The organism is Curtobacterium sp. ME-Dv--P-122a (assembly GCF_030209645.1).
In the GTDB taxonomy this organism is placed as follows: domain Bacteria; phylum Actinomycetota; class Actinomycetes; order Actinomycetales; family Microbacteriaceae; genus Curtobacterium; species Curtobacterium flaccumfaciens.
The window spans coordinates 246,229-265,122 of the sequence record NZ_JARVRO010000002.1 but is presented as its reverse complement, the minus strand read 5'-3'; the positions used below and the strand labels follow the sequence as shown (position 1 = coordinate 265,122).

Annotated in this window: 18 protein-coding genes and 2 tRNA genes; 6 read left to right on the top strand and 14 right to left on the bottom strand. The window is 71.1% G+C overall.

Annotated elements, in window-relative coordinates; all coding sequences use genetic code 11:
• Positions 1-80 precede the first annotated feature (80 nt).
• The 4 genes from QRN49_RS02310 to QRN49_RS02295 all read left to right on the top strand — a co-directional run bounded on the left by QRN49_RS02310 (position 81) and on the right by QRN49_RS02295 (position 3,774).
• The gene (locus QRN49_RS02310; protein ID WP_284753821.1) at positions 81-1,022 is read left to right on the top strand and encodes an ACP S-malonyltransferase; all 942 of its coding nucleotides are present in this window, start codon (positions 81-83) and stop codon (positions 1,020-1,022) included.
• On the top strand, positions 1,019-2,071 hold the full coding sequence (locus QRN49_RS02305) for a beta-ketoacyl-ACP synthase III (RefSeq protein WP_071405345.1): 1,053 nt from the start codon (positions 1,019-1,021) through the stop codon (positions 2,069-2,071). Before QRN49_RS02310 ends, QRN49_RS02305 begins: the two co-directional genes overlap by 4 nt.
• A gap of 122 nt (positions 2,072-2,193) precedes the next feature.
• Positions 2,194-2,442, top strand: a complete 249-nt coding sequence (locus QRN49_RS02300; protein ID WP_017886710.1) for an acyl carrier protein — start codon at positions 2,194-2,196, stop codon at positions 2,440-2,442.
• An 87-nt stretch (positions 2,443-2,529) separates the two neighbouring features.
• Entirely contained in the window at positions 2,530-3,774 is a 1,245-nt protein-coding gene (locus QRN49_RS02295) for a beta-ketoacyl-[acyl-carrier-protein] synthase family protein (protein WP_027465338.1), read from the top strand.
• A gap of 81 nt (positions 3,775-3,855) precedes the next feature.
• Here the strand turns inward: QRN49_RS02295 and QRN49_RS02290 are convergent, their stop codons facing one another.
• The 6 genes from QRN49_RS02290 to QRN49_RS02265 all read right to left on the bottom strand — a co-directional run bounded on the left by QRN49_RS02290 (position 3,856) and on the right by QRN49_RS02265 (position 8,859).
• A complete protein-coding gene (locus tag QRN49_RS02290) occupies positions 3,856-4,335 on the bottom strand; it encodes a DUF3145 domain-containing protein (protein WP_081827276.1) in 480 nt (159 codons plus the stop codon).
• A 179-nt stretch (positions 4,336-4,514) separates the two neighbouring features.
• Complete coding sequence (locus QRN49_RS02285) at positions 4,515-5,360, bottom strand: DUF1684 domain-containing protein (RefSeq protein WP_284753820.1); 846 nt, start codon at positions 5,358-5,360, stop codon at positions 4,515-4,517.
• Complete coding sequence (locus tag QRN49_RS02280; RefSeq protein WP_209050089.1) at positions 5,357-6,481, bottom strand: AI-2E family transporter; 1,125 nt, start codon at positions 6,479-6,481, stop codon at positions 5,357-5,359. Before QRN49_RS02280 ends, QRN49_RS02285 begins: the two co-directional genes overlap by 4 nt.
• Before the next feature lie 7 nt (positions 6,482-6,488).
• Positions 6,489-6,563 (bottom strand) — tRNA-Ile (locus QRN49_RS02275).
• Between the two features lie 13 nt (positions 6,564-6,576).
• Positions 6,577-7,788 carry a glycosyltransferase gene (locus QRN49_RS02270; protein WP_111023008.1) on the bottom strand — a complete coding sequence of 404 codons (1,212 nt, stop codon included), beginning with the start codon at positions 7,786-7,788 and terminating at the stop codon, positions 6,577-6,579.
• A gap of 156 nt (positions 7,789-7,944) precedes the next feature.
• Positions 7,945-8,859, bottom strand: coding sequence for a DMT family transporter (locus QRN49_RS02265; RefSeq protein ID WP_284753819.1), 915 nt, complete (start codon positions 8,857-8,859; stop codon positions 7,945-7,947).
• 39 nt (positions 8,860-8,898) lie between these two features.
• Here QRN49_RS02265 and def point away from each other — a divergent pair, with 39 nt between their 5' ends.
• Positions 8,899-9,474, top strand: a complete 576-nt coding sequence (def, locus tag QRN49_RS02260) for a peptide deformylase (RefSeq protein WP_071405349.1) — start codon at positions 8,899-8,901, stop codon at positions 9,472-9,474.
• Between the two features lie 70 nt (positions 9,475-9,544).
• Here the strand turns inward: def and QRN49_RS02255 are convergent, their stop codons facing one another.
• A complete protein-coding gene (locus tag QRN49_RS02255) occupies positions 9,545-10,033 on the bottom strand; it encodes a hypothetical protein (RefSeq protein ID WP_071405350.1) in 489 nt (162 codons plus the stop codon).
• Positions 10,034-10,085: 52 nt separating this feature from the next.
• Between QRN49_RS02255 and QRN49_RS02250 the strand changes: the two genes are divergently transcribed.
• Entirely contained in the window at positions 10,086-11,588 is a 1,503-nt protein-coding gene (locus QRN49_RS02250) for an ArnT family glycosyltransferase (protein ID WP_209050085.1), read from the top strand.
• A 13-nt stretch (positions 11,589-11,601) separates the two neighbouring features.
• Here QRN49_RS02250 and QRN49_RS02245 read toward each other — a convergent pair whose 3' ends face one another.
• The 7 genes from QRN49_RS02245 to QRN49_RS02215 form a co-directional block, all read right to left on the bottom strand.
• Entirely contained in the window at positions 11,602-12,177 is a 576-nt protein-coding gene (locus QRN49_RS02245; protein ID WP_244993470.1) for a pentapeptide repeat-containing protein, read from the bottom strand.
• Between the two features lie 131 nt (positions 12,178-12,308).
• On the bottom strand, positions 12,309-13,841 hold the full coding sequence (locus tag QRN49_RS02240; RefSeq protein WP_284753817.1) for a hypothetical protein: 1,533 nt from the start codon (positions 13,839-13,841) through the stop codon (positions 12,309-12,311).
• Between the two features lie 86 nt (positions 13,842-13,927).
• Positions 13,928-14,000: transfer RNA gene (locus QRN49_RS02235), tRNA-Asn, on the bottom strand.
• Between the two features lie 115 nt (positions 14,001-14,115).
• A complete protein-coding gene (locus QRN49_RS02230; RefSeq protein ID WP_284753816.1) occupies positions 14,116-15,126 on the bottom strand; it encodes a D-isomer specific 2-hydroxyacid dehydrogenase family protein in 1,011 nt (336 codons plus the stop codon).
• Complete coding sequence (locus QRN49_RS02225; RefSeq protein ID WP_110864664.1) at positions 15,123-16,052, bottom strand: ATP-binding cassette domain-containing protein; 930 nt, start codon at positions 16,050-16,052, stop codon at positions 15,123-15,125. Before QRN49_RS02225 ends, QRN49_RS02230 begins: the two co-directional genes overlap by 4 nt.
• Before the next feature lie 148 nt (positions 16,053-16,200).
• Entirely contained in the window at positions 16,201-17,898 is a 1,698-nt protein-coding gene (locus QRN49_RS02220) for an ABC transporter ATP-binding protein (protein WP_284753811.1), read from the bottom strand.
• Complete coding sequence (locus tag QRN49_RS02215; RefSeq protein WP_111046962.1) at positions 17,895-18,893, bottom strand: ABC transporter permease; 999 nt, start codon at positions 18,891-18,893, stop codon at positions 17,895-17,897. Before QRN49_RS02215 ends, QRN49_RS02220 begins: the two co-directional genes overlap by 4 nt.
• Position 18,894: the final 1 nt, after the last annotated feature.

The window sequence follows — 18,894 nt, the reverse complement described above, 5'->3', positions numbered from 1 at the left end:
AGAGAACCGACAATGTCCCGCGGGGATTCGTGTGGGAAGTCCACACGGGCCCCGCGGGACGAGAACGCGAGGATTGTCCGGTGATCGTCGTCGTCGCGCCCGGACAGGGCTCCCAGACCCCCGGCTTCCTCGCCCCCTGGCTCGAGGACGCCACCGTTCGTGAACGAGTCGGGCAGTGGTCGGAGTCGATCGGCGTCGACCTCGCCGAGCACGGCACGAACTCCGACGCGGACACCATCAAGGACACCGCGCTCGCACAGCCCCTCATCCTGGCCGCCGGCCTGGTGACCGCCGACGCCCTGCTCGCCGAGGGCCGTCGTGCCCTGGTGGGCGGGGTCGCCGGACACTCGGTGGGCGAGTTCACCGCCGCCGCGGTCGCCGGGATCCTCGAGCCGACCGACGCCGTCGCCCTGGTCGCCGAACGCGGCCGGGCCATGGCCGACGCCGCAGCGCTCGAGCCGACCTCGATGGCCGCCGTCCTCGGTGGCGACGCCGATGCGGTTGCCGCAGCCCTCGCCGAGCACGGCCTCGTGCCCGCGAACCACAACGGTGGCGGCCAGACCGTCGTCGCCGGTGCCGCAGACGCCATCGCCGCCCTCGCCGCCGACCCGCCCGCCAAGGCCCGGGTGATCCCGCTCGCCGTGGCCGGTGCGTTCCACACCCGGTACATGGCCCCCGCCGTCGAACGGGTCGCCCCGGTCGCGGCTGCCGCCACCGTGCAGGACCCGACCCTGCCGATCTGGACCAACGCCGACGGCTCCCGGGTCGACGACGGGCGCCGCTTCGTCGACCTGATGGTCCAGCAGATCGCGAACCCCGTGCACTGGGACGCGGTCATGGAGTCCTTCTCCACCGCCGGCGTGACCGGCATCATCGAGCTCGCCCCCGCCGGTGCCCTCGTCGGCCTGGCGAAGCGCGGCCTCCGCGGCACGCCGACCGTCGCCATCAAGACCCCCGACGACCTGCCTGCAGCGATCGACCTGCTGCAGCGCGCGGGCCAGGAAGCAGACGCAACCGCATGACCGACCCGACCACCCCGACGGACGCCCCCACGGGCCTCCCGACCGGATCCGCGCGCCCGCTGCTCCAGCAGCGTCGCGGCCACGAGTTCACCCGGATCCTGGCGTTCGGCGCCGCCCGCGGCGAGAACGTCGTGCCGAACGACGACCTCGTCGGCCCGATCGACTCGTCCGACGAGTGGATCCGCCAGCGCACCGGCATCATCACCCGCAAGCGCGCGGGCAAGGACGTCGAGGCCGTCGACCTCGCCGAGGCCGCCGCACGCGAGGCCATCGAGAAGGCCGGCATCGAGCCGTCCCAGATCGGCGTCGTGCTCGTGAGCACCGTCACGCACACCGTCGCCACCCCGTCGATGGCGTCGCTGCTCGCCGAGCGCATCGGCGCCACCCCGGCCGCGGCGTACGACATCAGCGCCGCCTGTGCCGGGTACGCCTACGGCATCGCCCAGGCCGACTCGTTCATCAAGTCCGGGCTCGCCGACCACGTGCTGGTCGTCGGGGCCGAGAAGCTCAGCGACGTCGTCGACCCGACCGACCGCTCGATCTCGTTCCTGCTCGGGGACGGTGCCGGCGCCGCCGTGATCGGCCCGAGCGACTTCCCGGGCATCGCCCCCACCATCTGGGGCTCCGACGGCTCGAAGTGGGACGCCATCGGCATGACCGCGACCTACAACGAGTGGGAGGCCGGGGCACCGCGTCCGACCATGCGCCAGGCCGGGCAGACGGTGTTCCGCTGGGCCGTCTGGGAGATGGTCAAGGTCGCCCGCCAGGCGCTCGAGACCGCCGGCGTCCGCCCCGAGGACCTCGCCGCGTTCGTGCCCCACCAGGCGAACATCCGCATCATCGACGAGTTCGCCAAGCAGCTCGGCCTGCCGGAGACGGTGACGATCGCCCGCGACATCACCACCACCGGCAACACCTCCGCCGCGAGCATCCCGCTCGCCACGCACCGCCTGCTCGAGGAGCACCCGGACCTGTCGGGCGGCCTCGCCCTGCAGATCGGCTTCGGCGCCGGACTCGTGTTCGGTGCCCAGGTGGTCGTCCTCCCCTGATCCCCGTCCGGTCGCGCACCCGCGCGCCCGGTCCCCATCCCGACGAGCCTCCGCGCACCCGGACCCCGCGTGCCCTAGGCTGGTCAACGGTCAAACGACACCCCCCTTCAAGGAGAACACTCATGGCCCTGTCCAACGAAGAAGTCCTCGCCGGCCTGGCCGAGCTGATCAACGACGAGACCGGTATCGCCACCGACACCGTCGCCGCCGACAAGTCCTTCACGGACGACCTCGACATCGACTCCATCTCGATGATGACCATCGTGGTCAACGCCGAGGAGAAGTTCGACGTGAAGATCCCGGACGAAGAGGTCAAGAACCTCAAGACCGTGGGCAACGCGGTCGACTACATCGTCAAGGCCCAGGCCTGACACGAGCTTCCTGAGCGCCGCGGCCCGCGGACCCCTGCGGGCCGTGGCGCTCATCTTGTTCACCCCAACGAAAGAGCACGTCGTCCCATGACCAAGAAGACCGTCGTCGTCACCGGGATCGGTGCGATCTCACCCCTCGCCGCGACCGCCCCGGACACCTGGGACGCGCTGCTCGCCGGCAAGTCCGGCATCACCCGCATCGAGGACCCCCGCTACGCCGAGCTCGAACTCCCCGTGGAGTTCGCCGGCCAGGCGCGCCGGTTCCTCACCGACCAGCTCACCCGCCCCGAGTCGAAGCGCCTCGACCCCTCGTCGCAGCTGTCGCTCGTCGCGGCACGGGAGGCCTGGGCCGACGCCGGCATCGACGACGAGTCGGTCGTGCCCGAGCGCCTCATCGTCGACTGGGCGACCGGCATCGGCGGCGTGAACACGCTGCTCGACGCCTGGGACACCCTGCGCGAGAAGGGCCCGCGTCGCGTCCTGCCGATGACGGTCCCGATGCTCATGGCGAACGGCCCCGCCGCCGCCATCGAGATGGAGTTCGGCGCCCGTGGTGGTGCCCGCACCTACCTGTCCGCCTGCGCGTCGTCGACCGAGTCGCTGGCCGAGGCGTACCGGCACATCGCCGACGGCGACGCCGACATCGTCATCACCGGTGGCGCCGAGGCCGCGCTGCACCCGCTCCCGCTGGCCGCGTTCGCCGCGATGCAGGCCCTGTCGCGCCGCAACGACTCCCCCGAGACCGCGTCGCGTCCCTACGACGTCACGCGTGACGGCTTCGTGCTCGGTGACGGCGCAGCGGCGCTCATCCTCGAGTCGAAGGAGCACGCCGAGGCCCGCGGCGCGACGATCTACGCCGAGGTCGCCGGCTCCGGCATCACCTCCGACGCCTTCCACATCACCGCGCCGGACCCCGAGGGCAGCGCCGCCGCCCGTGCGGTCCTGCAGGCCCTCGAGCACGCCGACGCGAGCATCGAGGACGTCGTGCACGTCAACGCGCACGCCACCTCGACCCCCGTCGGTGACGTCGCCGAGTACCACGCGATGCGTCGGGTCTTCGGCGACCACCTGGACGACGTCGTGGTGTCCGCGACCAAGGCCTCGACGGGCCACCTGCTCGGTGGTGCCGGTGCGATCGAGGCGGTCTTCACCGTCCTCGCGCTGCACAACCGCGTCGCCCCGCCGACGATCAACCTGCACGACCAGGACCCGGAGATCGTCATGGACGTGGCCCGCGAGCCGCGTGCGCTGCCCGAGGGCGACCTGCTCGCGGTCAGCAACTCGTTCGGCTTCGGCGGCCACAACGCCGTGGTCGCGTTCCGCAGCGTCTGATCCGTCCCACCCTGCCAGGAGGCCCGTCCCGCGTCGTCGGGGCGGGCTTCCGTCGTTCCGGTGGCCGGTCCGGTGGTCGGCTCAGCCGACGCGGTGCAGCCAGACGACCGGGTTGCCCTCGGCCGCGTGGCGGAAGGGCTCGAGCTCGTCGTCCCAGGCCTGCCCGAGGGCGAGCCGGAGCTCACGGTGCAGCTCGAGGGCGTTGCTGCCCGCGACCTCCATCGCGTAGCGCACCCGGTCCTCGGGGATGACCATGTTGCCCGTGACGTCGGTCTGCGCGTAGAACACGCCGAGGTCGGGCGTGTGCATCCAGCGACCGCCGTCCGAGGCGCTCGTCGGCTCCTCGGTGACCTCGTACCGCAGGTGTTCCCACCCGCGCAGGGCCGACGCGATCGCGGCACCGGCGCCCACCGCACCGGTCCACGTGTACTCGGTCCGGCGCGCACCGTCCTGTGCGGGCTGGTCGAGCCACGAGAAGTTCACGGCGCGGTTCATCGCGCGACCTGCTGCCCATTCGACGTGCGGGCAGAGCGCGCGGGGTGAGGAGTGCACGTAGAGCACTCCTGTCGTCGTTCCGTTCACGGTTCCTCCGATACGTCAGGTGCGACTTCCCCATCGACCTGGTGCGGAGGATCCTGACCCGAGGGGCCACGGAACCATCGGTATGCGATTGTGATGTCCCGACGGGACACGCCCATTATGCAGCGCTGCGGCTGGGAACGGCAAGGAACCGGCACCGATCAGTGCAGGACGGCACCGTCCGCGTCGACCGGGTGTCGCTCCCCCGCCGTGATCGGCACCGGGACGCGGTTGTCCTCCGGTGGGATCGGGCACGCGTACTGGTACGAGAACGCGCACGGCGGCAGGACCAGCAGGTTCCAGTCGAGCTCGACCGTGGTCGCCGTACCGGGGTCGTCGAGGTACAGGAACCGACCCATCGAGTAGGTGCTGCCCGGGTCGTCCTCCGGCAGGGCGCTCGTGGCGTCCTGCACGATGAGCTGCAGCCGCGGGGCTCCGTGGTGGGCAGCCGACCGGACGGCGACGAACCGCACCGTGGCACCACCCACGACGGTCTCGACGTGTCCGGCGACCGGCAGGGCGTCGCCGGCGGCGTCGCGGACGCTGCCACGGGCCTCCAGGGCGTCTCCCGTCAGCGGGACGTACGTGCCGGACGTCACCCAGTCGCCGGACCACGCGAAGCGTGCGATCTGCGCGAAGCGGGCGATCGCCTCGGACGACGGGTCCCAGACGCGCAGGGTGTCGCCGCTGACGGTACCGGCGAAGCCGTCCGGCAGCGCGACGGTCGACGGCACGACGTCGGTGTCCCCGGCCACCAGGACCGTACCGTCGACCGGGACGCCGTCGACGACGACACCGTCGGAGGCCTCGGCCGTCACGGTGAGTCCGCCGACCGCCGGGGCCCACGTCCCGGGGACCGGCCAGACCGGCTGCGGGTGGTCGACGTGCTGGGCGTTCACCAGGGCGAGCGGCCCACGGGCACTGCGCGCCCAGCGGTCACGGTCGTGGACGTGCTCGGCGAAGGCGGCGACGACCGCGTCGTCCGGTGCGCCGGTGCCGCTCGTCACGCCTGCTCCTGGCGGGGGTAGATGACCTTCTGCACGATGATGATGACCGACGCCGCGACGGGCAGCGCCACGAGCGCGCCGAGCACGCCGCCGATCGTGCCGCCCGCGACCGCCGCGATGACCACGAGGGCGCCGGGCACCTGGACGGCTCGCGACATGATGCGCGGGGAGATCAGGTAGGCCTCGACCTGCATGTAGACGAGGTAGTAGATGGCAGCGGCGAGGGCGGTGGCCGGCGACGCGAAGAAGCAGAGCAGCGAGATGACGATCGCGGCGGCGAGCGTGCCGACGAGCGGGATGAGCGAACCGAGGAACGCGAACGACGCGAGCAGCACCGGCAGCGGCGCGCCGATGATGAGCAGGAAGAAGAAGCTCAGGATGCCGTTGATCAGCGCCTGCGACACCTGCCCGACGACGTAGCGGCCGACCGCTTGGGTGATCTGCTCGCTCACGTCGATGAAGTTCTGGCGGCGCGACGCCGGCACGAACCGGTAGGTCGCCCGCTTCATGCCCCGCATCGACGCGAGGAAGTAGAGCATCAGGATGATGACGATGAGCGCCCCGGTGACCCCGGACAGGATGCCGCTGCCGACCGCCAGGATCCCGCCGCCGACGCTGAGCAGGTTGCCCGGCTTCTCGACGAACGACTGCAGCGACTGCAGGGCGTGGTCGATGTCGAACGACCCGGCGAACTGCTTCGACAGGTCCTGCACCCACTGCTGCTGCGAGATGTCCTGCACGATGTCGGGGAAGTTCTGGATCAGGTTCGACGCCTGCTCCACCAGGATCGGCACCACGGCGAACACGATGCCGGCGAAGGCCCCGAGCACCACGACCACCACGATCGTGATGGCCGACCAGCGCGGGATGATCCGCTCGAGGAACGACACGAGCGGGTCGATGCCGAGCGCCAGGAACAGTGCGACCCCGATGTAGACCAGCACCGTGCTGAGCTCGTTGATGATCGCACCGGCGAGCAGCGCGACGAGCACACCGATGGCCCCCATGAACCCGAGGCGGAAGGCGTTCACGCGCACGCCGGTCCCGCCACGGGTCACCTCGAAGGTGACGTTCGGTGTCGGTGCGTGGTCGTCCTGCGACGTGTCGCGCTTCCTTGGCATGTGCACGTAGGGCGGGCGGGACTCGAACCCGCGGATCGTTCGGTTATGAGCCGACTGCCTTGACCAGCTTGGCTACCGCCCCTCGCCGGAGACCCTCAGGCCACCGGCTCACCACGATACAGCGACTCGAACGTCGACAGCGTGCGGTTGATGTCGTGTGCCTCGATCATGGCCAGACTGCGATCCCGCATCGCCACGTACTCCGACTCGGGTGCGGTGAGCACCGTCGTGAGCTTCGCCGCCAGGTCGTCCACGTCCCCCGGGGTGAACAGGTACCCGTTGCCGTCGATCAGGTGCGGCAGCGCCATCGAGTCGGCGGCGACGACGGGCAGCCCCGAGGCCATGCCCTCGAGCGAGGAGATGCTCTGCAGTTCCGCCGTGGACGGCATCGCGAACACCGTCGCGTTGGTCAGGGCCTCCTGCTTGCGCTCGTCGGAGACGAAGCCCAGGAACCGCACGCGGTCCTCGAGCCCGAGCTCCTTCGCCAACGCGGTCAGCTTCGGGATCATCTCGCCGTCGCCGACGATGGTCAGCGTCGCGGACAGCTCGGCGGGCAGCAGCGCCACCGCACGGACCAGCACGTCGAGGTTCTTCTCGGGGGCCACGCGACCCACGAAGACGATGTCGTTGTTGACCGGGCGTCCCTCGCGCGCCACGTACCGGGACGCGTCGATGCCGCACGAGATCGCGAGGACCTGCTGGCCGGCGATGGCCTTCCGCAGGTAGTCGGCGGCCAGGTTCGTCGGCGTCGTGATGGTGTCCGCCAGCCGGTAGGTCTTGGCGGCGTCGCTCCACGCGATCTTCAGGGCGAGGGGCAGCGTCCACTTGCCGAACGGCGTGTACTCGAGCAGGTTCTCCGGCATGAAGTGGTTCGTCGCGATGACCCGGATGCCGCGGTCGTTCGCCTCGTGCACGATGCCGCGGCCGATGACCACGTGCGACTGGATGTGCAGCACGTCGGGCTTGACGGCGTCGAGGATCGGGCCGGTCCACTTCCGGACGCTCCACGGCCACACGAAGCGCAGCCACGGGTGCAGCGGCCACTTGTACGACTTCAGACGGTGCACGACGAGCGTGACGCCATGGTGCTCCTCGTCGAAGGTGCCGTAGTGGCGGCTCGAGGCCGGGGCCACGACGTGCACCTCGTGCCCGCGCTCGGCCAGGCCGACGGCGAGCTGCTCGGCGAAGGTGGCGGCGCCGTTGACGTCGGGGGCGAAGGTGTCCGCTGCGATCAGCACGCGCAACGGTCGGTGACCGCCCGTCGCTTCCGTCGGTCCGGCGGTGGCGGTGGTGGCGTCTCCTGACACGGCTGAGTTCGTCCTCTCGTGGGCGATGGCTGGTCGGCAGTGACGCTATCGCACCAGGATCGACGGTCGCGTCAGCCGCGCGGATGAGGGCGGCGAGCACCTGGTGCGCTGCGAGTGCACCGCCGCGTGCGCGCCGGTCGCCCGCGCCGGCCGGCGTCAGGCCCGGGTCTGCGGGTGGTGCTTGGCGAGCAGGAACACCCCGGTGATGGCGATGCCCGCGGCGACCACGAAGCCCGCGACCGCGAACCACGGCGCCCCCGAGGCCTCGCCGAGCACGATCACGCCGATGCCGACCGCGACGATCGGGTCGATCACCGTCAACCCCGCGATCACGAGGTCGGCCGAGCCGCTCGAGTACGCGTTCTGCACGAAGTACCCACCGAGCGACGCCGCGACGACCACCCCGACGATGGCGAGCACGGTCAACCAGTCGAAGGTGCCGTTCACGAACCGGTTCAGCACCACCTTGGCCAGCGTCGCCACGAACCCGTAGAGCACCCCCGCCCCGACGATGTAGTACAGCGCACTGCGGTGCTTGGCCACCAGACGGAACGACACCAGCACGAGCACCAGCACGACGGCCAGGATCACCAGCACGGTGACGAGCTGCTGACGGGTGATCGCGCTCTCGTGCCCGACGAACGCCGCGATCCCGACGAAGATGCCGACGCCGATGATGCACGTCCACACCGCTCGCCGCGCACGGCGACCCAGCGGCACACCCGACGACCGCGACGAGAACCACGTCGTGATGACGAGGGCGACGGCACCCAGGGGCTGCACGACGATCAGGGGCGCGAACGTGATGCTGATCAGCTGGAGCACCACCGCGATGCCGAGCATGAGCGTGCCGAGCACCCAGTAGCCACTCGAGACGAGCCCGACGACGTGCCGGACACTCAGCCCCTTCGACTGCCGACCGAGACGCGCTTCGACGCGCTGCACCCCGCGGCTCTGGAACTGCGCCCCGAGCGACAGGAACACCGCACCGATCAGCGCCACCGGGATCATCAGCGCCTGGAACGGCGTGAGGTTGCTCACGGCGTCGGGCAGCTGGATGTCCGTCGTCACGCGTCGAGGCTACCGTCCCCCGCCGGATAACCTGGGTGAATGGCCGTTCTCCCGATCCGCATCACCGGCGAACCCGTCCTGCACGAGCGTGCAGCCGAGGTCACCGCGTTCGATGACGACCTCCGCACCCTCGTCGCCGACATGCTCGAGACCATGGACCTGGCACCGGGCGTCGGCCTGGCCGGACCACAGGTGGGCGTCGGCAAGCGCCTGTTCGTGTATTCCTACACCGACGACGACGACGTCCTGCACCGGGGCGCCGCCGTGAACCCCGTCCTGTGGATCACTCCCCCGGTCCCCGAGTCCGTCGAGGAGCTCGACGAGGACGAGGAGTCCGAGGGCTGCCTGTCGATCCCTGGTGAGCGGTTCCCGCTCCGCCGTTCCGAGGGCGCCCTGCTGCGGGCCTTCGACGAGCACGGCACCCCGTTCGAGGTCGAGGCGCACGGCTGGCTGGCCCGGATCTTCCAGCACGAGTACGACCACCTGGACGGCTGGCTCTACGCCGACCGCCTGGTGCACCCCTACGGCAAGCAGGTCGCCAAGGCGATCCGCAAGAGCAGCTGGGGTGGCCCCGGCCAGTCCTGGTTGCCGGGTCGCGACCACCCCGAGGGCTGACGCCCGTCGACGTCGGCACCCGGTGCCGTCCAGCCCGTCGCTGGTCCGGCGGGCGGCCTGGAGGCCCGGCTCAGCCCCGGTAGGCAGCCAGTGCGTCCCGCAGGCGGTCGGTTTCCGGGTGCCCGGGGCAGTACCGAAGGAGCCCGGCGGCCACGTGCGCACCGCGCGCGTCGGCGACCGCCGATGTCCACGGCGCCGAGCCGCGGACCGCGCACGTGCTCGCGAGCTCGACGAGGGTCGCGTCGCCGCGCGCCGCCGCCACCGCGGCCTGCTGCTGGCTCGACGGCACCGACCCGGTCAGGCGCTTTGCCGAGCAGTCGGCGCGCTCGGCCTCCCACACCGCCGAGTAGGTGGTGTAGGTCTCGCTGTCCGATCCGTCGGCGGCGCAGACGAACGCGAAGACCACGGGCGACGCGCCCGAGCCCAGGCCGGTGTCCGAGCTCGTCGGGTCCTCGGACGCGTCGGTGTCCGGGCCGACACTGCTGCAGCCGGTGAGCACCGCCGTCACGGCGACGACGACGCCCAGGAGCGTGAGTCGAGGCGAACGGGAACGGTGCACCTGTGAACGCTAACAGCAAGCGCTGCGGACGACCCGTACGGCGGCTCCTGCGATGATGGTCCGGCATCGCCCTGTCCTGGAGGTCCTCATCCCCCGCCTGCACTCCCGCCCCGTCCGTGCGACGGCCCTCGTGGTCGTCGCCCTGGCTGCTGTGTTCGTCGCCTACTGGCACCTCGGCCGTCCGACCATCGTGAACGACGAGTTCGTGTACCTCCGCGCGAGCTGGGCCTACGTGCACGGGAACTTCTCGCTCAACCTCGAGCACCCGCCGCTCGCGAAGTACGTGTACGGCGTGGCGCAGCTCCTGGTGGGACAGGGCCCGCTCGGGCCGAGGCTGGTGGCTGCGACCGCGATGCTCGGCACGGGTGTCGTCCTGTTCCTCTGGCTGCGACGCGAGGTCGGCTTCTGGACCGGCCTGACCGCGGCGGCGATGTGGTGGCTGACGCCGCGTGGCTCGGGCTCGTCCTGGGCGGAAGCCGGGTCGGTCATCGGTGTCCGCATCGACCGGTTCGCGATGCTCGAACCCCTCATGGTCTTCTTCGCCGTCGCCTCGCTCGCCGCGGCCTGGCGTTGGATGCGGACCGGCAACCGGTGGTGGGTGGCCGCAGCGGGTGCGCTGCTCGCACTGTCCGTGACGTCGAAGGTGTCGACGGCGGTGCTCGTCCTCGCCGTGGGAGCACTCCCCCTGCTGTTCCGTCGGTGGCGCGACCTGGGGGTCGGTGCGCTGTACGGCGGCGTCGCGTTCGTGGTCGTGTTCGTGGTCGTCTACCTGCCGGTCGGGCTCTTCCGGGCCATCGGGCAGATGCTCCGGTTCCAGGCGCAGCAGAACGCCCACGGGCACCCGACGACCATCCTCGGGACGATCTACCCGGCGGCACCGTGGTGGGCGAACTTCGCCTTCCTCGCCGACGGCACGGGCTGGTTGCTGCTCACCGTCCTGACCATCGGTGTGGTCGCCGCCCTCGTCGTCCGACCGGACCGCCTGGTCGCGTACCTCGGCATCGCCCTCGGTGTCTTCCTCGTCTTCTACGTCATCGTCGCCAACGTCTCGCTGCCGTACTACTACGACGCGTGGATGCCGTTCATCATCGCCTTGGCGGCGATCGGGTACGGGCGCCTGGCGACCGTCCGGCCGCCCGTCGGACGCATCACGGCCGCAGTGCTCGTCGCCGCGCTGCTCATCCCCGTCGCACGGCTGGGCGTCGCCGTCGTGCAGACCCGTCCGAGCGGGATCGCTCTGCTCTCGGATGCTCTGAAGGTCCGCGGACACGACTCCGAAGGCGTCCTCTTCAGCCAGTTCAGCGCCAACACCTGGCGCATCTACTTCGGGGACCGTGGCTCCATGCGCCCGGAGAACGGACCGTTCGACGCCGTCGTCGTCGGCTCGGACACCCGGCGGACCATGCCCGAGCAGGTCCGGACGTTCCTCGACGAACACGCTGCAGAACTCCAGCACTTCCGGCTCGACTACCTCGACGTCTACGTGCCCCGACAGGGCATCATCGAGGACAACAACCGGGACGGCACGCTCAGGGTCGAGCCCGACGCTCGCTGACCGCGATCGAGGTTCAGCTGTCCTGTCCGGCGACGACGACGTCCACCGGCGCCTCGAGACGACCGCCGTGTCGTGCGTCCGTGCGGATCTGGCACCGGACGGTCGTCGTGCCGACCGGCGCGGTGACCACACGGTCACTGCAGTTCGGAGAAGTCAGTCCGAGTGGCAGTTCCAGTCGGAGCACGACGCGGACTGCTGTGCCGTCGGTGCTCCGGACCGAGAGCGCTCCGGGTTCCAGTGCTGTGCCCCGGACGCTCATCTGCTCGATCCGAGCGCCCGACAGGTCGGCACCGGAGACGTCTGCACCGTCGATCCGGGCGGAGGAGAGATCAGCGTCCGCGAGCCGGGCTCCGCGCAGATCAGCACCGCGCAGATCGGCGGCGTGCAGATCAGCCTCCCGGAGGTCCGCGCCGCGCAGGTCGGTCGAGCGCAGGTCGGCTCCGAAGAACACGGTCTCGGAGAGGTCTGCGTCACGGAGGTCAGCACCACGCAGGTCTGCGAGCCGGAGGTCGGCCGTCGAGAGATCGACCGATGACAGGTCGGCTCCGGGGCACGCCGTCGCCGTGGCCGGCCCAGGCTCGGACACCACCGCACAACCGTCGACATCGTGACTCGTACCCCCGTCGTCGCCCGGCCTGAGGAAGGCTGCGACACCGATCACCACGACGAAGGCAGCTGAGGCGACTCCGACGCTCACCCCACGGGCGCGACGGGACGCGCTCACGACTCGACCCCGGTCAGCCATCTCGGCAGGACGTCGAGCCCCCAATCGGAGTACCACGCGGCGGAGTGTGCGTAGGGGAAGAACGCGCTCAGCGGGTTGTACAACACGAAGAGCGCGGCGAGCACCACGCCGACCACGGCCGTCGCGACGGAACGCATTCGCGGTCGGAGACGTCGGAGCCACGTCCGGACACCGACCAGGACGACGACCACGGCCAACGGCATCGCTGGCAGCAGGTAGCGACCGGAGAACGCGTACGACTCCCCCAAGTTGACCATCGTGGCGGCGTTGAAGCAGAGGACGGCGAACGTGTAGGTCGCCGCGACCGCGGCGCACCAGGTGAGCGCCGCATCGTGCAGGATCCGTCGGGCCTGCGTCAGCGCGATCCCGATGCCGACGACGGCGTTCGAGGCTCCGAACACGACGACCGACGGGTTCGGACGCCACGGGAACGAGGCGCCCCAGAAGAAGAACAGTGACTGGAAGTAGATCGTCACCCATGACCACAGGAAGGACAGCGGCGCGAATGCCGGCAGCGTTCCGTTCACCTCGGCCAGGTCGTGGGCGCGGGAAGCGGCGTAGTTCCGGCGGAAGATCGCGTAGTCCATGCAATCGGCACGACTGTGCAGGGCAGTACAGGCGGGGTTCACCGCGCGGAACTGCAACAGGTTCAGACCGAGGCGCTCGATCGCGAGAGCGGTCAGCACACCGCCGATCACGAGCAGCACGATCGACTCTCCGGGTCGCGCGCGGAGTCCCCCGACGGCTCGCTGCACCGGGTGCCGCAACCACGACCAGCCGGCGGCGCGGTACCGCAGCAGGATGGCGAAGAACCCTCCCGCGAGCACGAACGGTGCCTGCGAGTACTTCATCAGGAGGGCGAACAGCGCTGCGACGGCCATCCAGGCCAGCGTGCGCAGTCCCCCACCGCGGACGAAACGGACCGCGACGGCGGCGAACACGAAGAGCGCTGCCATGGCCGGGGCGTCGTAGCTCACCGACGCGGCCTGCCAGGTGAACCGCCCCGTGAACGCCGTCGCCACGATCGCGAGCAGCCCGATCGACGCGGGGACGCGAGCGTGCTGGAACAGCGACCGGAGCGCGATGAGCCCCGAAGCTGCCCACAGCACGTCCACGGCACGGAGAACGAAGACGACTTGCTCGTAGTCGAGCCCGATCGCGAGTGCTCCGCGCGCGGGGAACGACATCAGGTAGTGGTACAGGTACAGCGGCGACCGGACGAGCTCGCCCATCCAGAGCTGCGACGGGTCGACCTGCTGCAGGTAGGGGCCCGCGAGCACGGGGCGCTCGGCGTAGAGCAGGATGTTCCAGACGTGCCCTCGCTCGTCCGGGGCCGCGGCCACGTGGACGTGGAACCACCCGGCGAAGGCGAACCCCATGACGACGAAGACCGTCAGCACCACCACGAACGACGCTCGTGACGACAGTGCGACGTCCACCGCCTGCACGACGGACCGCCGCTCCGTTCGCTCCGAACGTCCGAGGCGGGACTCCCGAGTGTTCGTCATGACGGAACGATCGTACAGGGAGCACCGAACGCGCACGACGACAGCAACGCAAAAGGTCCCCACCCCGAAGGGATGAGGACCTGTCGCTCCCCGAGTTGGACTCGAACCAACAACCTGCCGGTTAACAGCCGGCTGCTCTGCCAATTGAGCTATCGAGGATCACTGTCCGCTGGCGAATGACGTGCGAACAACGGGTAACAGCATAGCAGGACGCCGAGGCCCTCCACCGCATCGGACACGCCGCCCGGGCGCGCCGCGCTCCGACGCCCCGGTGTCAGTACCCGGCGACCGGGTCGACGACGCCGACGAAGCCCTCGCCGTCGCCCCCGAGGAACGCCGCGGCGTTGAGCCGGACGCGCTCGGCGAGCAGCGGTGCGACCATCTCCGGGGTGTCGGCCTGGTGCGGGGTGATGATCACGCCGGGCTCCGACCAGAGCGGGTGCCCGTCGGGCAGCGGCTCGGGGTCAGTGACGTCGAGGCCAGCCGCGGCGATCTCCCCCGCGCGCAGGGCGGCGACCAGTGCGTCGGTGTCGACGAGTCCGCCGCGGGCGATGTTCACGAGCCGGGCGGACGGCTTCATGATCCGGAACTGCTCCTCACCGAAGAGCTTCACGGTGCCCGAGGTCATCGCCGCCGCGATCATCACGACGTCGGCGTCGGGCAGGACCCGGTCGAGCTCGTCGGTGGTGACGGTGCGCGCGGCTCCCGGCACGGGCTCGGGCGAGCGGCGCACGACCGTGACGTCGACGTCGAACGGCGCGAGCAGCCGGAGGTACTCGAGGGCGATCCCGCCGGCACCGATCACGACGACGTTCCGCCCGTACAGCGAGACACCCTCGGGCTCGGTCGCCCACGACGACGCACGAGCGCGCTTCTGCAGGACCCGGAGCGTGCCGAGGGTCAACGCGAGCGCGTGCTCGGCGACCGGCTCCGCGTAGGCACCCTTGGCCGAGGTGAACAGCACGCGGTCGCCGTGCTCCTGGATCAGGTGCGCGAAGGCGTCGACGCCGGCGAACGGCAGCTGCACCCAGCCCACCCCCGGCGCCGAGGACAGCGCGTCGGCGAGGCCGGCCGGGTCGCGGGGGTCGAGCCAGACGATCCCGCGGGTGTCGGCGTCGAGCGGCGAGACGGTGCCGCCGGCCTCGGTCACGGCGTCCACGTGCAGGTCCGTCGGCTCCGGCAGCACGGCGACCGGGCCGGGCTGCGGGGCGTCGATCGGCAGCGGTGCACCCGACGTGGGGACGACGGCGCGGTGGCCGCGGGGGCCCTGGGCAGTGGTGCTCACGCGTTCTCCTGACGGTCGGTGCGCGGGCCGGTGCCGGCGGCGAGCGGACGGCGCGGCGCGGACGAACGGCGGGCCGTCGTCGGTGCCGGACGACGCTTCACGCCGCGGGCCGCGGTCGAGGCGAGGGTCTTCACGTAGGGGTCGACGGGGTTGTCGAGGACCTCGTCGAAGGTGCCGAGCCCGACGAGCCGGGCATCGGCCATCACCGCGACGCGGTCGGCGAGGGCGCGGGCCTCGCGCAGGTCGCTGGACACGACGACGGCCGAGAACTGCCGGCCGCGCTGCAGGGTCGCCAGGGCCTCGAGCACGGACTGCCGCACGAGCACGTCGACGCCGCGCGCTGGTTCGTCCGCGACCAGCAGCTGGGGCTCGAGCACGAGCGCCTTCGCCAGGGCGACGCGCTGGCGCTGACCGCTCGAGAGCTCCCACGTGTTCAGGCGCATCGCCCCGAGCGGCAGGTGCACCGCGTCGAGCAGGCGGGCGACGATGAGCCCGGCCTCGCGCCGGTCGAACCGGCGGTCGCGGGCGTAGATCGGTTCGGCGACGGCCTCGCCGACGGTCAGGTCCGGGCTGAGCCGGTCGGCGCCGTCCTGCGGCAGGTACCCGATCCGGCCGCTCAGCCGTTCGAGCTTGCGCGACGAGGGACGGAGGCCCCGGGTCTTCTGGCCGAGCACGGTCAGCTCGCCGCCGACGATGTGCCGACGGAGGGCGCCCTCACCCTCGCCGTGGGATCCGAGCTGGCCCGCGATGGCGGCGGCGAAGGTCGACTTGCCCGATCCCGACTCACCGAGCAGGGCGAGGATCTCCCCCTGCCGGACAGTGAGGCTCACGCCGTCGACGGCCCGGATGGACTCGCCCCCGCGTCCGCCCCGGTACTCGATCGACACGTCGTCCGCGACGACCGCCGGTCCGTTGACCGCGATCATGGGTCCCCTTCCACGCCGCCCCCTGGCGGCGGTTCGCGACGGGCCGCCCTGGCAGGTCCGTCGTGCGTGCAGCAGTGGAGACGACCGCCCTGGAGGCGCGGCGTGCGTCGACGACGCTGGCCGGGCCTCCAGGGCGGGTCACGTCGGGTCAGGACCCGACGTTCTCCAGTCGCTCCAGCGTACGCCGTCGCTCCGCCTGCTCGGCTGGGTCCGGCACCGGCAGCGACGCGAGGAGCCGCTGCGTGTAGGGGTGCTGCGGCGCGCCGAGGACCTGCGCCGTCGTGCCCGTCTCGACCAGGTCACCGCGGTAGAGCACCGCGATCCGGTCGGACAGCGCGCCGACGACCGCGAGGTCGTGGCTGATGAACAGCGAGGCGAAGCCGAGGTCCTGCTGGAGCTCGAGGAAGAGCTCGAGCACCCGGGCCTGCACGGAGACGTCGAGCGCACTCGTCGGCTCGTCGGCGATGAGCAGCTTCGGCCGGAGCGCGAGCGACCGTGCGAGCGACGCGCGCTGGCGCTGCCCACCGGAGAGCTCGTGCGGGTAGCGGTCGCCGTAGGCGGCCGGCAGCTGCACGGCCTCGAGCAGCTCGTCCACCCGCTTGCGCGCGGCACGGGGGCTCGAGACCTCCTTGTGCACGACCAGCGGCTCGGCGACGCACTCGGCGATCGTCAGCAGCGGGTTGAACGAGGTCGCCGGGTCCTGGAACACGAAGCCGATGTCCTTGCGCAGGTGCTTGAAGTCGCGTTCGCGGTACCCGAGCATCTCGGCGCCGAGGACCTTGAGCGAGCCGCCGGTGACCTTCGTCAGGCCCGCCATCGCCCGGCCGATGGTGGTCTTGCCGGAGCCGGACTCCCCCACCAGGCCGAGGACCTCACCGGGACGGATCGCCAGGTCGACGCCCTTGACCGCCTTGAACGCCGGCGAGCCGAGCCGCCCGGGGTACTCGATCTCGAGCCCCTTCGCCTCGACCAGCGGGGTGACGTCCTCGGAGATCGCGGCGCGCCGGGCCACCCCGGTGGACGCCTCGAGCCGGGGCACCGCCGCGAGCAGCCGCTTGGTGTAGTCGGCCTGCGGCGTCGCGAAGAGCGCCGTCGCCATCGCTTCCTCGACGATCTCGCCCTGGTACATCACGGCGACGCGGTCGGCCAGGTCGGCGACCACGCCCATGTTGTGCGTGATGACGACGATCGCGGTGCCGAACTCGTCGCGGCAGCGGCGCAGCAGGTCGAGGATCTCGGCCTGCACCGTGACGTCGAGCGCCGTGGTGGGCTCGTCCGCGATGATGACGCTCGGCTCGAGGGCCAGCGCGCTCGCGATGACCACGCGCTGCTTCTGCCCACCGGAGAACTGGTGCGGGTAGTGGTCGACGCGGGTCTCGGGGTCGGGGATGCCGACGCGGCCGAGGTAGTCGATGGCCTTCGCCCGTGCTTCCTTCTTGGACACGCCGCCGTGGGCACGGAGCCCCTCGGCGATCTGCCACCCGACGGTGAAGACCGGGTTGAGGGCGGTCGACGGCTCCTGGAACACCATCGCGCCGGCGGTCCCGCGGAGCTCGCGGAGCTTCTGCGAGCCGACCGAAACGACGTCGGTGCCGTCGAGCAGCACCGCACCGCCGAGTGTCGCCGTCTCCGGCATGAGCCGCAGCATGCTGCGGGCCGTCACGGACTTGCCGGAGCCGGACTCGCCGACCAGGGCGAGGACCTCGCCGGGGCGGACGTCGAGGCTGACGCCCTTGACCGCGTCGACGGCGCCGCCGTCGGTCGCGAAGGTGACGGTCAGGTCGTCGACGACGACGACCGGCTCGGTGGTGGTGTCGCCCGGTTGCAGGCGGGTGGTCGGGGTCATGCGCCCGTCCCTTCCGTGTCGTTCCCGGCGGTGCGCGTGGACACGAGCTGCTTCAGGCGTCGGCGTGCACGCAGGCGGGGGTCGGAGATGTCGTTCAGGCTCTCGCCGATGAAGGTCACACCGAGCACGAGCACCACGATCGCGACACCCGGGTAGACACCGGTCCACCAGACGCCGCTCGCGACGTCCGAGAGTGCACGGCTCAGGTCGTAGCCCCACTCGGCGCCGGACGTCGGGCCGATGCCGAACCCGAGGAAGCCGAGGCCGGCCAGGGTCAGGATCGCGTCGCTCGCGTTGAGCGTCAGGATGAGCGGCAGCGAACGGGTCGAGTTCCGCAGGACGTGCCGCGTCATGATGCGCCACGGGTTCGTGCCCATCACGCGCGCCGACTCGACGAACGCGTCGTTCTTCAGCCGGACGGCCTCGGCGCGGACCACGCGGAAGTACTGCGGCACGTAGACGACGGTGATCGAGATCGCCGCCGCGATGATGCCGCCCGAGTAGCTCGAGTTGCCGCCGGAGATGACGATGGACACGATGATCGCGAGCAGCAGCGACGGGAACGCGTAGATGGCGTCAGCCACGACCACCAGGACGCGGTCGAGCCAGCCGCCCAGGTACCCGGAGACCATGCCGAGCAGGACACCGACGATGATCGACACGATCACGGCGACGATGACGACGAGCACGGCCGTGCGGGCGCCGTAGAGGACGCGACTGAACACGTCGAAGCCGCCGACCGTCGTGCCCCAGATGTGCTCGGCACTCGGGGCGCCGGTGCGCGGGAAGCTCTGGCCGTCCGCGCCCTGCAGCTGGCCGAAGCCGTACGGGGCGAGCAGCGGCGCGAACACCGCGACGAGCAGGTAGAGGGCGCAGATGACCACGCCGACGATGAGCATGGCGCGCTGCCAGCCGGTGCTCCGGCGCAGCTGGACCACCACGGGGAGCCGCTTCCAGAGCGGCTCGTGGCGGTCGACGAGGGTGGTGTCGGCCATC

What these genes read in the sequence shown, in the direction of transcription:
- QRN49_RS02295 (WP_027465338.1), top strand. Translation starts at nt 2,530, where the DNA reads ATGACCAAGAAGACCGTCGTCGTCACCGGGATCGGTGCGATCTCACCC.
- QRN49_RS02300 (WP_017886710.1), top strand. Translation starts at nt 2,194, where the DNA reads ATGGCCCTGTCCAACGAAGAAGTCCTCGCCGGCCTGGCCGAGCTGATC.
- QRN49_RS02280 (WP_209050089.1), bottom strand. Translation starts at nt 6,481, where the DNA reads ATGCCAAGGAAGCGCGACACGTCGCAGGACGACCACGCACCGACACCG.
- QRN49_RS02250 (WP_209050085.1), top strand. Translation starts at nt 10,086, where the DNA reads ATGATGGTCCGGCATCGCCCTGTCCTGGAGGTCCTCATCCCCCGCCTG.
- QRN49_RS02240 (WP_284753817.1), bottom strand. Translation starts at nt 13,841, where the DNA reads ATGACGAACACTCGGGAGTCCCGCCTCGGACGTTCGGAGCGAACGGAG.
- QRN49_RS02305 (WP_071405345.1), top strand. Translation starts at nt 1,019, where the DNA reads ATGACCGACCCGACCACCCCGACGGACGCCCCCACGGGCCTCCCGACC.
- QRN49_RS02220 (WP_284753811.1), bottom strand. Translation starts at nt 17,898, where the DNA reads ATGACCCCGACCACCCGCCTGCAACCGGGCGACACCACCACCGAGCCG.
- def (WP_071405349.1), top strand. Translation starts at nt 8,899, where the DNA reads ATGGCCGTTCTCCCGATCCGCATCACCGGCGAACCCGTCCTGCACGAG.
- QRN49_RS02225 (WP_110864664.1), bottom strand. Translation starts at nt 16,052, where the DNA reads ATGATCGCGGTCAACGGACCGGCGGTCGTCGCGGACGACGTGTCGATC.
- QRN49_RS02215 (WP_111046962.1), bottom strand. Translation starts at nt 18,893, where the DNA reads ATGGCCGACACCACCCTCGTCGACCGCCACGAGCCGCTCTGGAAGCGG.